The organism is Williamsia sp. SKLECPSW1 (assembly GCF_054332755.1).
On record NZ_JBTGLI010000002.1, the window covers coordinates 104,607 to 118,971 of the forward strand.

Annotated in this window: 12 protein-coding genes; 4 read left to right on the forward strand and 8 right to left on the reverse strand. The window is 70.1% G+C overall.

Going from position 1 to position 14,365, the window contains the following annotated elements; genetic code table 11:
- Window positions 1–21: 21 nt before the first annotated feature.
- Window positions 22–1,077, reverse strand: coding sequence for a hypothetical protein (locus ACXVUM_RS16350; RefSeq protein WP_458522987.1), 1,056 nt, complete (start codon window positions 1,075–1,077; stop codon window positions 22–24).
- Between the two features lie 54 nt (window positions 1,078–1,131).
- On the opposite strand from ACXVUM_RS16350, the gene ACXVUM_RS16355 reads away from it, so the two are divergent.
- Window positions 1,132–1,551 (forward strand): VOC family protein, encoded by a 420-nt coding sequence (locus ACXVUM_RS16355; RefSeq protein WP_458522988.1) that lies wholly within the window; start codon window positions 1,132–1,134, stop codon window positions 1,549–1,551.
- A 162-nt stretch (window positions 1,552–1,713) separates the two neighbouring features.
- On the opposite strand, the gene ACXVUM_RS16360 is transcribed toward ACXVUM_RS16355, so the two are convergent.
- Window positions 1,714–2,826 carry an FAD-dependent oxidoreductase gene (locus tag ACXVUM_RS16360; protein WP_458522989.1) on the reverse strand — a complete coding sequence of 371 codons (1,113 nt, stop codon included), beginning with the start codon at window positions 2,824–2,826 and terminating at the stop codon, window positions 1,714–1,716.
- Window positions 2,823–3,707, reverse strand: a complete 885-nt coding sequence (locus tag ACXVUM_RS16365; protein WP_458522990.1) for a DUF1295 domain-containing protein — start codon at window positions 3,705–3,707, stop codon at window positions 2,823–2,825. The genes ACXVUM_RS16360 and ACXVUM_RS16365 overlap by 4 nt, the downstream gene beginning before the upstream one ends.
- A 145-nt stretch (window positions 3,708–3,852) precedes the next feature.
- On the opposite strand from ACXVUM_RS16365, the gene ACXVUM_RS16370 reads away from it, so the two are divergent.
- Together ACXVUM_RS16370 and ACXVUM_RS16375 are read left to right on the forward strand one after the other, a co-directional pair.
- The gene (locus ACXVUM_RS16370) at window positions 3,853–4,599 is read left to right on the forward strand and encodes an acetoacetate decarboxylase family protein (RefSeq protein ID WP_458522991.1); all 747 of its coding nucleotides are present in this window, start codon (window positions 3,853–3,855) and stop codon (window positions 4,597–4,599) included.
- Window positions 4,600–4,609: 10 nt separating this feature from the next.
- Window positions 4,610–6,976, forward strand: coding sequence for an ATP-binding cassette domain-containing protein (locus tag ACXVUM_RS16375; RefSeq protein WP_458522992.1), 2,367 nt, complete (start codon window positions 4,610–4,612; stop codon window positions 6,974–6,976).
- Here the strand turns inward: ACXVUM_RS16375 and ACXVUM_RS16380 are convergent.
- Complete coding sequence (locus tag ACXVUM_RS16380; protein WP_458522993.1) at window positions 6,961–7,554, reverse strand: helix-turn-helix domain-containing protein; 594 nt, start codon at window positions 7,552–7,554, stop codon at window positions 6,961–6,963. The genes ACXVUM_RS16375 and ACXVUM_RS16380 overlap by 16 nt on opposite strands.
- 107 nt (window positions 7,555–7,661) lie before the next feature.
- On the opposite strand from ACXVUM_RS16380, the gene ACXVUM_RS16385 reads away from it, so the two are divergent.
- Complete coding sequence (locus ACXVUM_RS16385; protein WP_458522994.1) at window positions 7,662–8,618, forward strand: NAD(P)/FAD-dependent oxidoreductase; 957 nt, start codon at window positions 7,662–7,664, stop codon at window positions 8,616–8,618.
- Here ACXVUM_RS16385 and ACXVUM_RS16390 read toward each other — a convergent pair.
- From ACXVUM_RS16390 to ACXVUM_RS16405, 4 genes are read right to left on the reverse strand one after another with little or no spacing between them, the layout of a single operon-like run.
- Window positions 8,611–10,935 carry a transketolase-like TK C-terminal-containing protein gene (locus tag ACXVUM_RS16390; RefSeq protein ID WP_458522995.1) on the reverse strand — a complete coding sequence of 775 codons (2,325 nt, stop codon included), beginning with the start codon at window positions 10,933–10,935 and terminating at the stop codon, window positions 8,611–8,613. The genes ACXVUM_RS16385 and ACXVUM_RS16390 overlap by 8 nt on opposite strands.
- Window positions 10,916–12,751 (reverse strand): FAD-dependent monooxygenase, encoded by a 1,836-nt coding sequence (locus ACXVUM_RS16395; protein ID WP_458522996.1) that lies wholly within the window; start codon window positions 12,749–12,751, stop codon window positions 10,916–10,918. The genes ACXVUM_RS16390 and ACXVUM_RS16395 overlap by 20 nt, the downstream gene beginning before the upstream one ends.
- Window positions 12,748–13,374, reverse strand: a complete 627-nt coding sequence (locus tag ACXVUM_RS16400; RefSeq protein ID WP_458522997.1) for a VOC family protein — start codon at window positions 13,372–13,374, stop codon at window positions 12,748–12,750. Before ACXVUM_RS16400 ends, ACXVUM_RS16395 begins: the two co-directional genes overlap by 4 nt.
- Window positions 13,371–14,348 carry a fumarylacetoacetate hydrolase family protein gene (locus ACXVUM_RS16405; RefSeq protein WP_458522998.1) on the reverse strand — a complete coding sequence of 326 codons (978 nt, stop codon included), beginning with the start codon at window positions 14,346–14,348 and terminating at the stop codon, window positions 13,371–13,373. The genes ACXVUM_RS16400 and ACXVUM_RS16405 overlap by 4 nt, the downstream gene beginning before the upstream one ends.
- Between the last annotated feature and the right edge of the window lie 17 nt (window positions 14,349–14,365).

Below are 14,365 nucleotides of genomic sequence, written 5' to 3' on the forward strand. Positions count from 1 at the left end.
TGGGCCGGGGGTGCCGCCGCGTCAGCGGGGGAGCAGGTCGGCCGGGATGATCTGCAACGAACTCGCGTCACCGCCGGCGCTGCCGGTCACGACGACCGTTCCCGTCGTCGGGTCGGCGGCGACCGAATTCGGTTGCTGCACCGTCGGAACCGTGCCACGGACCCTCGGACGTGTGGGATCGCTCATGTCGATCACCTGGAGTGTGTTGGTCGCCGTGGAGGTGACGAAGAGGGTCTTCGTCGACGCCTGATACCCGAGCCCGTAGGGCTTGCCCGCGGTGGGGATCCGGGCGACGTCGACGACCTGCGGGGTGATCCGCTCGACGAGCACCGCGCTGCCGTCGGTGTCGGCGAAGGCGACCAGACCGTCCGACATCGCCTGCGCGTGGGTGAGACGCACGCCGATCTGCTTGTGGGCCACCTCTTTCCGCGTCGTGCCGTCGTAGATGTACACGCCGTTGCCCTGGACGTCCGCCATCGCCGCGTACCGGCCGACCGCCGCGACCCCGCCCGGCTGCGGTGGCGGGGCCGGAAGCGATGCGACCACCGAGCCGTCCTTGATGAACAGGGCGCCGCCGCCGTGCTCGTTGGTGCCCACATAGGTGCCGTCGGACGTGAGCACGACGTCATGGGGCAGGTTGCCGACGTTGCGTGCGATGGGGCCGAACTTGCCGTCGAAGGTCATCGTGGTGACGATGTCGGCGGTCTCGAGCGGCAGGATGACCGGGCCGTCGGGTCCGGCGAGTTCGAGGTGCCGTGGAGCGCCCTGCGTGGGAACGGTCCGGATCAGTCGGGCCCGCGCGACGTCGACAAGTGCGATCCCGTCAGGCCGGCGAACCCCGACCGCGGCGATGCCGGAGGTGCCGACCTGCACACCCTCGGGCTCGTTGCCGACCTCGATGACGGTCCCCACGGGCCGGGTGGTGGGGGCGGGGGCGACCGCGGGCTCCGCGGCGATCGGCGTCGACGACGAGCTCGCCGCCGACGGGGACGGGGAGTCGTCGCCACATGCGGACACCAGTCCGATGCAGGTCAGGACCGCGAGGGAATGCAGGGCCACCGTGCGCGACTTGAACATGACACCAGTGTGCCGACTCCGTGCGCGCAGCGGAGCTGACGAGGAGGATCAGGCGTGAGCATCTCACCAAAGGCGTACCACCACGTTCGCATCACCGTGCGCGACATCGCGGTGTCCCGGAAGTTCTATGACGACGTGTTCGGGTTCGAGGTCGCCTACGAACTTCCCGACGACGCCGACGAGAAGACCCGGGAGCAGTTGTCGTTCCTCTTCGGCGGGGTGATCTACCAGTTCCCCGGAGGATTGTTCGGTCTGCGGCCCGTCGGTGACGACTCGTTCGACGAGGACCGGACGGGTCTCGACCATCTCAGCTTCCTGATGGACTCCTACGCGGAACTCGAGGACGCCGTCGCCACCCTCGACCGACTCGGCATCGAGCACGAACCGATCAAGGATGCCGGCGGGATCTCCATCGTGGAGTTCCGCGATCCCGACAACATCGCTCTGGAGCTGACCGCGCCGTCGAAGGCATGACCCGTCTGTTGGGCGGTAGGAACCGTCTGTTGGGCGGTAGGAACCGTCTGTTGGGCGACCGGGAGCCATACGTCGCTCCACGTGCCCAACGAACGGCTCCCACTGCCCGACGAACGGCTCCGACTGCCCAACGAACGGTTCCGACTGCCCAACAGACGGGGGTCAGCGTGGGCGGATGCCGCCGTAGATCCCTCGGTCGACGATCCACGGCCGCAACACGCGGTCGTACACCGGGCGCGGGATCGGGAACGGGAGTCCGTTGGGGGTGAACACCTCCAGCCCGTCGTCCTGGGGGCCCAGTACCGATCCCCACCGCGTCGACCGGGGGCGATATCGCTTCGGTGACCCACCGGCCAGGTCGGCCAGGACGTTGCGGGCCACCAGCCGATCGGCGCGGTTCCGTGCCGACCCGCGCAGCGGATCGGACGCCGCGACGTCGCCCACCGCGAAGGTGTGCGGCAGCCCGGGCACCCGCAGGGTCTCGTCCACGCGGACGAACCCGTCGCCGTCCAGCACGGCATCGGGCAACCAGGCGGTGTGCGGCACGGCGCGCCCGATGGCCCACACGATCGCATCGGCCGCCACGTCCGGCTGGCCGGTCTGCCACGCGATGACGCCGGCACCGACCCCGCGGACCTCGACGTCTGCGGGTGTGCGGGCGCGGTGTCCCGGGTGCATCTCGACCCCGAGTCGCTCGAGCCGCCGCCGCACCCTCCTCCACGTCCGCGGGTGGTGCTGGGCGAGTGGTCGGTCGCGGGGGAAATAGAGATCGACCTGCGCACCGGGGATCCTCGCGGCGATCCCGGCCGCCGCTGCGACGGCGGCAGCGCCGCCTCCGACGACGGCGACCCTCCGCGCACGGGCGATCGCGTCGTGGTGCGTCCGGAGGCCGTCGGCGACCGCTGCGGCGTCGACGACGGCGGGGGAGCGCCAGAAGCCGTTGGTCACCCCGGTGGCGACGACCAGTGCATCCCACGACCTGTCCGTCGATCGGCCGTCGGCGGTGGTGACGGTCGCCGTCTGCGCCTCCGGATCGATCCCGTCGACCGTGCCCTGCACGATCTCGACCGCGTCCAGGCGCCGATACCGGCCGTAGTCCACCCAGTAGTCGTCGGCCCAGCGCGCCGGGTCGGACAACCGCAGTCCCAGTTCCTGCCCGCTGACGAGGCCGGGGGTGGGCCCCACCCCGACGACGTCGACGTGGCGGGCGAGGTGCATCGCGGTGAGCACCCCGACGTCACCCATCCCCGCCACGAGGACGGTGGGTCGACTCATCGCGCAGCCGCGGCCCGCGGCGGCCGGGGGACGAAACGCGACACGCGGGCGACGACGTCGCCGTAGGCGGGGCGTGAGGCGAGGCTGCGCTCCTCCATCATCGGGATGCTGGCGCCCAGGAACATGGCGAGCATCGCCGCCGCCCCGATCCACGACCACCACGCGTCGCCGGGCACGACGGCCACGCCGAACAGGAACAAGCCCACCCAGAACCCGAACTCGCCGAAGTAGTTCGGGTGCCGCGACCACGACCAGAGACCGCGATCCATGGCCTGACCCGGCTGCTTGGTGGCGACGAACCGCCGCATCTGGTGATCGGCGGCCCACTCCAGGACGACCGCTGCCAGAGCGACCACTGCAGCGACGACGACGAGCCAGGGCAGCTCCACCGGGCGCCGTGAGACCGCCAGATAGGCGGGGATGCATCCGAGGAACACCTGCACGGACGGGATCAGGTGGATCGCGACGAGGTCGGCGATCGCCTCGAGGCGACCGGCCCGGGCCCGCAGCATCGGGTACCGCCAGTCCTCGTGGTGCAGACCGGGGAACCCGATCGCCCAGTTCGCGGTCAGCCGCACGGCCCAGATCAGCACGACGACGGTCACCACCCATGCCGTCAGGTCGTCGGCATCGACCTCCGATCGCCACCACCACCAGCCGACCAGCAGGGGCGGGACGACGCTCCAGTAGGCGTCGTAGAAGCTCGAGTTGCCATGGATCCGGCTGAAGGCGAACACCACGACCGTCGCGATGGCGTCGGCGATCGCGGCATCCCACAGCGCGGACGCGGTGCGGGGGCCCAGCCAGAGCCACAGCGCGGCCGCCGCGATCGCGACCACGTATGCGACACCGACGCGGGCGAAGGACGCAGACCTGCTCATGGGCGTGATGCTGTCACAGCGAGCACCCGGTGCCGGCGTGTTCGCGCGCGGGATCCGTGACAGTCCCGGGGGCGGGATGGTCTGCTGTGTACTCCGCGGGACGCACGACGAGGCGGGACGCACGACGAGACACAGGAGGCGACGCGTGTCGGGTGAGACGATCGGCCACACGGTCCTGGGGCGGGCCGTTCCGGCACCGGTGGAGATCCGCCATGCGACGGCGTTCACCGCGATGGTCTCGGTGTCCGCCGATGCCGTCTCGCGTCTGATCGCACCGACCGGGTTGCAACCGATGACCTGGCGCCCGGGTCGCGCGGCATGTGCGCTGGTGTTCGTCGACTACGTCGACGGCGACCTCGGGCCCTACAACGAGTTCGGCGTGTGCTTCCTGGTGCGCCACCACCGCCCCGACGCCGGCGCGAGTGGGATGCGTGCGCTGATGCGCGGGGAGGTGTGTGCGTACATCCACCACCTGCCCGTCGACGGTGATTTCACCCTCGCCGCGGGACGGGAGATCTGGGGGTTCCCCAAGACACTCGCCGACTTCGACTGCCGGCACCGATCGGTCCGCCCGCAGGGCCGTGTGCGCGCCGACGGACACGACATCGTCGACCTCCGGCTGGGACGCGGGGTGTCGGTCCCCGACACCGCGTCGGAGACGACGCTGACCGCCTACTCGTTCCTGGACGGCACCCTGCGGGCCACCCCGTGGACGATGCGGGCGGCGTCGGTGCGCACCCGGCCGGGCGGGGCCATGATCACGCTGGGCGATCACGCGATCGCCGACGAGCTCCGAGGCCTCGACATGGGGGCGACGCTCATGTCGTCGTCCATCGGTCATCTGTCCATGACCTTCGGCGACGCCGAGGTGGTGACGACACCCGCCGACTAGGGTTCGGTGCATGCCCGCCGCTCGAACGCCTGTGGCCGACTCCCATGACGTCATCCGCGTACGTGGTGCGCGCGTGAACAATCTGCGCGACGTCGACCTCGATCTGCCCAAGCGTCGCCTCACGGTCTTCACCGGGGTGTCCGGGTCGGGCAAGAGCTCGCTGGTGTTCGGCACGATCGCCGCCGAGTCGCAGCGGATGATCAACGAGACCTACAGCGCGTTCGTGCAGGGCTTCATGCCCACCCTCGCGCGCCCCGACGTCGACGTCCTGGAGAACCTGACGACCGCGATCATCGTCGACCAGGAACGCATGGGCGCCAACGTCCGGTCGACGGTCGGGACGGCCACCGACGCCAACGCCATGCTCCGCATCCTGTTCAGCAGGTTGGGCACCCCGTATGTCGGTTCGCCGCAGGCATTCTCGTTCAACGTGGCGTCGGTGAGCGGCGCGGGGGCGGTGACGGTCGAGAAGGCCGGTCGGACGGTGAAGCAGCGAGCGTCCTTCGAGGTCACCGGCGGCATGTGTCCGCGCTGCGAGGGGCGCGGCGCCGTCTCCGACTTCGACCTCACGGCGCTCTACGACGACTCGAAGTCGTTGTCGGAGGGGGCCTTGACGATCCCCGGCTACACGATGGACGGCTGGTACGGCCGGATCTTCCGGGGCTGCGGATTCTTCGACCCCGACAAGCCGATCGCCCGGTTCACCAAGCGCGAACTGGAGGCGCTGCTGTACAAGGAACCCACGCGGATCAAGGTCGACGGGATCAACGTCACCTACGAGGGACTGATCCCCAAGATCCAGAAGTCGATGCTCAGCAAGGACCGTGAGGCGATGCAGCCGCACATCCGGGCTTTCGTCGACCGTGCCATCACGTTCGACACCTGCCCCGACTGCGACGGGACGAGACTCAGCGACCTCGCCCGGTCCTCACTCATCCGGGGCGTGAGCATCGCCGACGTCTGTGCCATGCAGATCAGTGACCTCGCCACCTGGGTCGCCGACCTCGACGAGCCCTCCGTCGCACCACTGCTCACGACCCTGCGGCAGACACTCGACTCGTTCGTCGAGATCGGGCTCGGCTACCTCTCACTCGACAGGCCGGCCGGGACGCTGTCCGGTGGGGAGGCGCAGCGCACCAAACTCATCCGGCACCTCGGGTCGTCGCTCACCGACATCACCTACGTCTTCGACGAGCCGACGATCGGACTGCACCCCCACGACATCGCGCGCATGAACGACCTGCTGATCGCGTTGCGGGACAAGGGGAACACCGTCCTGGTCGTCGAGCACAAGCCCGAAGCGATCGCGATCGCCGACCATGTCGTCGATCTCGGGCCCGGTGCGGGGACCGAGGGCGGGACCGTCACCTTCACCGGATCGGTCGAGGAACTGCGCGCGAGTGACACCGTCACCGGCCGTCACCTCGACGACCGGTCCTCCGTGAAACCCACGGTCCGTACGCCGACCGGAGCGCTCGAGGTCCGCGGCGCATCCACCCACAACCTGAAGGACGTCGACGTCGACATCCCCCTGGGTGTGCTCGTGGTCGTCACCGGGGTCGCGGGATCGGGCAAGAGTTCGCTGATCGCCGGGTCGGTCGCGCGGCGTGACGGCGTGGTGACCGTCGACCAGGCGGCCATCAAGGGATCCCGACGGAGCAATCCGGCGACCTACACCGGGCTGCTCGAGCCGATCCGCAAGGCGTTCGCGAAGGCCAACGGGGTCAAACCCGCACTGTTCTCACCCAATTCGGAGGGTGCGTGCCCGGCGTGCAACGGTGCCGGCGTCGTCTACTCCGACCTCGCGATCATGGCGGGTATCGCGACCACCTGCGAGGTGTGCGAGGGCCGACGGTTCCTCGCCGAGGTGCTCGAACTGACCCTGAACGGCCGCGACATCAGCGAGGTGCTCGCGATGTCGGTGGCGCAGGCCGCCGTGTTCTTCGCCGAGGGCGAGTCGAAGGTCCCTGCCGCGCTGAAGATCCTGACCAGGCTCGAGGACGTCGGCCTCGCCTACCTGCGGCTCGGACAACCGCTCACGACGCTGTCGGGTGGCGAACGCCAGAGGCTGAAGTTGGCGTCGCAGATGGGCTCCGCGGGCGACGTCTACGTCCTCGACGAACCCACCACGGGCCTGCACCTGGCGGACGTGGAACAACTCCTCGGCCTGCTCGACCGGCTGGTGGACGGCGGACGCAGCGTCATCGTGATCGAACACCACCAGGCGGTGATGGCCCACGCCGACTGGATCGTCGACCTGGGCCCGGGTGCGGGGCACGACGGCGGACGCATCGTGTTCGAGGGCACGCCCGCCGATCTCGTCGCCACCCGGGCGACGCTGACCGGTGAGCACCTGGCCGCCTACGTCGGCGCCTGACGAGGTGGTGCGGCCCGCAGGTGCGCCCGCTCGCCCTGCTTGCCGAAGAGACTGAGGAACTCGACGGCCCGGCCGTCGGCGGATCCGAACCAGTGGGGGAGTCGGGTGTCGAACTCGGCCGCCTCGCCGGCGGTGAGCACGATGTCGTGCTCACCGAGCACCAGGCGCAGACGGCCGTCGAGCACGTACAGCCACTCGTACCCGGTGTGCGTCCGCGGACTCGGTGCCATCCCGGGATCGGACGGGTCGAGGACGATCTTGAACGCCTGGATGCCACCGGGACGGCGGGTCAGGGGCAGGACCGTCCGGTCGCCGGCACGCGTCGCGCGCAAAGCGACGCGCGGGTCGCCGGTGAAGGGGGCGTCCACGAGTTCGTCGAGCGTCACACCGTAGAGGCGGGCCAGCGGTAGCAGGAGTTCGAGACTCGCGCGCCGACCGCCGGACTCCAGGCGTGACAGCGTGCTCCGCGAGATCCCGGTCTGCGTCGAGACCTCCTCGAGCGTCAACTCACGGTGCTGACGCAGCTCCCGCAGCCGCGGGCCCGCCGCGGCGATCGCCTGATCGGTCTCGTCGTCCATGGCCAGCAGTGTGCCATAACCGGGAACAACATTGCCGATATCGTGCTTTCTGTGGACTCTGGTCCTCGCGGTCCGGACGCGGGACCCCACGACGAGAGGAGCAGGACGTGCACGACGAGACGGTGGACGTGGTGGTGATCGGTGGCGGGGCCGCCGGATTGAACGGGGCGCTGATGCTGGCGCGGTCGAGGAGGTCCGTCGTCGTCGTCGACGCGGGCGAACCGCGTAACGCCCCGGCGCATGCGGTGCACGGTCTGCTCGGGCGGGAGGGCATGTCACCGCGCGAATTGCTCGCGATCGGGCGTCGCGAGGTGTCCGGATACGGCGCGCGGATCGTCGACGGGCGCGTGCTCGAGCTGTCCGGTGACCTGACGAGCGGGTTCGGCATCCGTGTGGACGACGGATCCACCGTGCGCGCACGGCGCGTCCTGGTGGCGACCGGTCTGACGGACATCCTCCCGGCGATCCCCGGGATGACCGAGTTGTGGGGGATCGACGTGCTGCACTGCCCGTACTGCCACGGATGGGAGGTGCGCGACCGGGCGATCGGCATCGTGTCCACCGGGCCGGCGTCGACCCACCACGCCCTGCTGTTCCGACAGCTCTCCGCCGACGTCGTCTTCTTCGCGAACGACCTCGCGCTCGACGACCAGGTGCGCGATGAGCTGGCGGCCAGGGACATCCGTGTCGTGGAGGGTCCGGTCGCCGCGCTCGACACCGACGACGGACGGTTGCGCGCCGTCCGGTTGGCCGACGGGTCGGTGATCGAGCGTGCGGCGGTCGCGGTGGCCCCACGTCTGGAAGCCCGAGTCGACTTCGCCGCTGGTGTCGGACTCCGGGCCGTCGAGCACCCGATGGGCGTCGGCACACATCTCCCGGCCGGTCCGACCGGCGCCACCGACATCCCCGGGGTGTGGGTGGCCGGCAACGCCGGTGACCTGATGGCGCAGGTCGGCGCGTCGGCGTCGCAGGGTGCGCTGGCCGGAGCCCACATCAACGGCGACCTCGTCGCCGAGGACACCCGCGACGCGGTCGCGGCGCGGTCGGGGGCGTCGGTCAGCTGACGACGTCGAGCGTCGCGCGGATGATGCTGTCGGTGTCGATGCCGTGGTGGCGATAGGTGTCGTCGAGCGCCCCGGCCTGACCGAAGCTGGCGACACCCAACGCGCGCAGGGGGACCCGGTGGATGGTGGCCAGGAACGCCAGCGTGTGCGGATGCCCGTCGAGGACGGTGACCATGGGTGCCGCGCGGTCCGCCGGGAAGACGCTGTCGAGGATCCAGGTCGGCGCCTCGTGGCGACCGTCCCGGGCCTGCAGAGCGGCGAAGAGCAGCCCCGGGCTGGTCACGCAGATCACGTCGACGGCGATGTCCATGGCCGCCAGGCGATCTGCGGCCTCCACGGCCTCGGTCGCCATCGCGCCCATCGTCACCAGCGTCGCGGCCGGGGTGTCCACGGACCGCAGCGCGTAGGCACCGGCGACGACGTGCCGGCGTCGTCGTTCGCGGGCCGCCGGGTCCGGCGGGACGTCGGCCAGTTGCTGTTCGACGGGACGTGTGGACAGGCGCAGGTACGCCGATCGGCCGTCGGGGCGCCCGAGATGCGCCAGACAATCCAGCAGGATCCACTGCACCTCGATCGCGAACGCAGGCTCGTAGGTGATGCACCCGGGCTGCTCGAGGCCCACCGACGGTGTCGTGATCGACTGGTGTGCACCGCCTTCGGCGGCCAAGCTGACCCCCGACGGCGTTCCGACGAGGATCGACTGGCCGCCGGCGTAGACCCCGAAGGACCACGGCTCCAGCGCACGTTCGACGAACGGGTCGTAGAGGACACCGATCGGCAGGAGCGGCTGCCCCCACCGGCTCCAGGTGGCTCCGAGCTCGCCGAGCAGACCCACGAGGTTGGTCTCGGCGATCCCGAGTTCCATGTGTTGGCCGGTGGGCCGTTCGCGCCAGTGCATGATCGTCTCGGCGTCGTCGGCGAACCAGTCCCGACGCTCGGCGGCCGACCACACACCCACCTTGTTCAACCATCCGGCGAGGTTCGTCGTCGAACTGACGTCGGGGCTGACCGTGACCACGCGCTCGGCGATCTCCGGTGCCTCACGGGACAGGTCGAGCAGTACGCGACCCAGTGCCGCCTGTGTGGTCGAGGTGGCCGACGGCGTCCGGTCGACGTCGCGGGGCACGGTGAGGTCCGGGAGGGCGGGCACGGGCGGGCGTTCGAGTCGTCGTGCGGTCTCCGCGCACAGCCGCCCCTCGGGGGAGTCGGGATCGAACCGCTGCCAGGGGTGGTCGACGTCCTCGCCCATCGAGGCCGCGAGGTCGGCGAACTGCTCGACGGTCAGCAGCGACGAGTGGTTCTGCGGGTGGCCCTGGATCGGGAGCCCGAAACCCTTCACCGTGTAGGCGAGGATGACCGTCGGACGGTGATCGTCGATGCGCGCGTAGGCGTCACGGAGCGCCTCGATGTCGTGTCCGCCGAGGTTCGCGATCGCGGCGACCAACGCGTCGTCGTCGAGGTCGGCCACGACCGACGCCACCGTCTGCGCCTCCGGTCCGTCGCCGGGCAGCCGCTCACGCAACTCCGAACCCGAACAGCGCAGCAGACGTTGGTACTCCGGGTTGGGCATCTCGAGGATGCGGCGACGCAGCGCCTCGCCGCCCTCGCGGGCGAACAGTCGCTCCAGTGTCCGGCCGAATGCGACCGTGAGGACCTGCCAGCCCGCCGCGGCGAACATGTCCTCCAGCCGGCGGGCCGCGATGTTCGGCACCACCCGGTCGAGCGACTGCCGGTTCATGTCGACGATCCACACGATCTCGCCGAGGTCGGCGACCGACGGGTCGAGGATGGCCTCCCACACCGCGCCCTCGTCGAGTTCGGCGTCACCGACGAGCGAGTACTGCCGACCGGTGCCCGTCGTGCCGAAGGACGTGTCGACGTACCGGCGTGCGATCGCGCCCCACAGCGGTGCCGTCGCGCCGATGCCGACGGATCCCGTGGAGTAGTCGACCCGGTCGGGATCCTTGCTCCGGCTGGGGTAGGACTGCAGGCCGCCGTACTCCCGCAGGGTGGTCAGCCACCGTTCGTCGAGGTCGCCGAGGAGATGGTTGATGGCGTGCAGGACCGGCGAGGCGTGCGGTTTGACCGACACCCGGTCACCGGCCCGGAGCTGCCCGAACCACAGTGACGTCATGATGTGGACCATCGACGCGCACGACGCCTGGTGGCCGCCGACCTTGAGACCGCTCGGATTCGGCCGCACCCGGTTGGCGTGATGGATCATCGCCGTCGCGGTCCACAGGACGCGGCGCGCGATCGTGTCGAGCGTCGCCTGGTCGGGTGTGCTGGGCGCGGCGTCAGGAGCGCTGATGGTCATGGTGGGTGCCCTCCGGTCTGCGGTCTCGAGGCTGTGTCGCGGCGGTGACCAGGGGAGCCCAGTGCGTCGCGAGCAGGGTGACGAGCGTGTCCGCCGCCACGTCCGCGGCGTCGTCGGAACACCAGATGACATGCCCGTCGCAGCGGACGGCGACGGCTCCGCCTCGCATGGTCCCCAGTATGCGTGCTGCCCGGTCGGGGTCGACGCAGGACGAGGTCACGTCGACGACGTCGAGGTGGAGGCCGGCGGGGACGCGGTCACCGAGCACGGTTCGCCAGGAGTTCGGCGAGGACGTGACGAGCGTGATGGCGGTCGGGTCGGGATCGACCATCTGCAGCAGTGACGTCCGGTCGTCGCCGACCGCGACCGGCAGGTGGGGGAGTCGACCGCCGACGAGTGCGGCGGGCACGTACTCGACGACGTCGTCGGGACCCGGCGGCGGCGAGGTCTCGGCGAACAGGGGTCCGCCGTGGCGGAAGCCGAACTCCAGACCCGACGAGATGAAATGGGGGAGCTGATCCGGTATCGCCGCGGCCGCGCGGTCGCGAGCGCGACGACCCCGCGACGACTCGCTGTCGAGCACGGCGGTACGGGCCAGCCCCGCGCGCACGACACGGTCGGCGAGTGCGGCGCCCATGGAGTCGGGCAACCACCGCAGCGGTGGCCGGGACATCAGCGCCGTCGCCCGGTGCAGTGCCCGGTTCGTCGCCCCGAAGTGTCGGGTGACGTCGTCGAGCTGGAAGTGGTTGCTCACGCTGTGGTGGGCGAACCTCTCCACCACCGGGCGGCGTTCGATCTCATAGGTGTCGAGGAGGTCGTCGTCGACGTCCCGGGTCAGCACCGCGTCGATCTTCCACGCCAGGTTGTGTGCGTCCTGCACACCGCTGTTGAGTCCGTATCCCCCCGTGTGTGGGAAGCGGTGCGCCGCGTCGCCGATCAGCAGGACACGACCGGACCGGAAGGTCGACGCCGTCTGCGACGTCATCGTCCACGTCCCGGTGGACACGATCTCCGTCGTGACGTCGCCGCCGAGGACCTCGGGCAGCGTGCGACGCCAATGGGTCTCGGGGTCGGCGGCGATCGTCTGACGCGGATGGAGATACGTGCCCATCAGGACGTAGTGGTGGTCCGCGTGAGCGATGAGGACACCGGCAAACGTCGGTCGGTAGATCCAGGTGAGCAGCGGGCGCTCGGCCGGATGCAGGTCGGGCGAGCGGAAGAAGACGCTGCCCATCCGGGCGAGGACGGGCCCGTGCAGCGCGATCCCGAGGTCGTCGCGGATGGTGCTGTTCGCGCCGTCGGCCGCGACGAGGAGATCACTGCGCAGCGGGCCGTTCGTCGTGGTGGTCGTGATGCCGTCGGCACTCGTCTCCACCCCGGTCGCCGATGTGCCGCGGCGGAAGTCGACGAGTGGGTCCTCGTCGAGTCGCCGCCAGAGGATCGGCATCAGCAGATGCTGTCCGACGTGCGAGAGCAGGAAGTCGCTGTGGGATCGCACCCGATCGAGCTGATCGGGACGGGACAGCAGGTCGATCTCTCCGAGAGGCGGCCGGCCGGGCCCCGACGTCCATCGGATGAGGTTCACCTCGTCGATCGGCGGGGAGAGTGCGGCCACCTCCTGGGCGAGGCCGGATCCGACCTCCCGCCAGATCTCCAGCGTCCGAGCGTTGATGACGTGCGCGGCAGGGTGCGTGAGCGGTGCACGTCGACGGTCGACGACCGTCGACGGGATGCCCCGTGCGGACAGCAGCAGTGCGAGGGTGGCGCCGCTCGCGCCCGCGCCGCTGATGAGCACTGGGACGTCGCGGGCGGTCACAGGGTGCGAAAGGTGATCGCGCGCTTGTTCACCCGCGGCTTCGTGCCGGGGCGCACGCCGGCGTGACGGTGGGTGAGCGTCTCGGCGGGCTCGCCGGCGCGAAGTCGCTCCAACAGGTACGTCGGATCGATCGTCACCCCGATCGGGTTCTCGGCGAACTCCTCGCTGTCGAAGAACGCGGCGGTCTCTTCCGGGGTGCGGAAGTTCTCGACCTGGAACTCCAGCCGGATCCCGTCGGGGTCCTCGTAGTAGAGCGAGGTGGTCGGACCGTGGTTGATCGACCACACCGGGTGGATCCCGAGTGCGGCGAGCCGTTCGTGGTTGAGCAACAACCGTTCCAGCGAGCCGTAGGTGAAGGCGAGGTGATCGACGCCGAGGATCTTCCTGCGCAACCGCGCCAGGGGGAACACGCGTCGCACGATCGCGGGGATCTTGACGAGCGCCAGTCGATGGCTCTCCTCGTCCCAGGTGAGGAAGGCGATCTGGTCGTCCTCGTGGACCACGCGGGCACCGAACACCTGTCGGTACCACTCGATCATCTCCGCCGCCCGAGGCGTTTTCACGACGTAGTGGGCGAGCAGCTCGGGCGCGAGGGCCTGCGACGTGGGTGCGGTGTCCGTCATGGTCGTCCTCCTCCGACGGGTTCGGCGTCGACGATCGGGGTGCGTTGCATCCCGAGATCCAGTGCGCCGTCCGGGGTCCGGATCGACGCGGTGACCGTGCTCCCGGCCCGCAGGAACGGGCCGTCGAGGTTGCGGCGGATGAACAGCCGCCACATCAGGTCCTCCGGGAGGAGGGCGGTCGCGAGGTGGCGGACGACGGGGTGCGGGGACCTCGCCGCGGTGCCGTGCGGCGTGCCGGTCAGCACGACGTCGCCCGGCGAGAGGTTGCAGAACGTGCTGAGCTCGGTGAGGGTCTCGGCCGGTCGATGGACCATGTTCGCCGTGCTGTCGGTCTGTCGCAGATCGCCGTCGACGCGCAGCTCCAGCGTGAGGTCGTCGAGACGGGCGTAGTCCGACTCGTCGAGGACGAGGAGTTCGGGTCCCAGCGGACAGAATCCGCGGTAGCTCTTGCCCTTCAGGTACTGACCCTGCGGCAGCTGGACGTCCCGCGCCGACAGGTCGTTGCCGATGGTGACCGCCGCGACGTACCGGGGGAGGTCCTCGTCGGTGACGGTGACCGGGCCGTCGATCGTCGTGCCGATGACCAGGCCGAGTTCGATCTCGTAGTCGAGGAGGCGGACGTGACTCGGGCGGGTGACGGGGTCGTACGGACCTGTCACGGCGGCGTCGGTCTTGTCGAAGAACAGGTTGAAGGTGCGCTTGTCCGGGTTCATCCCCGACTCGATCGCATGCTGCCGGTAGTTCGCGCCCTGACACATCACCCGGCACGGCACCGTCACCGGTGAGAGCACCGAGACCTCGGACAGGAAATGTGCCGGGGCGCGGTTCTGTGCGTTCTGCCAGTCGTCCCTGCCGGACTCCAGCAGCGCACCCGTGGTCGGGTAGTCGTCGTCGAGGGCGAACACGTCGTCGCCGCGCACCACACCCCAATACGTCGACCCCTCGACGACGTAGCGGATCAGTCTGGTCGCCACCGGCGGCCCCCTTCGTG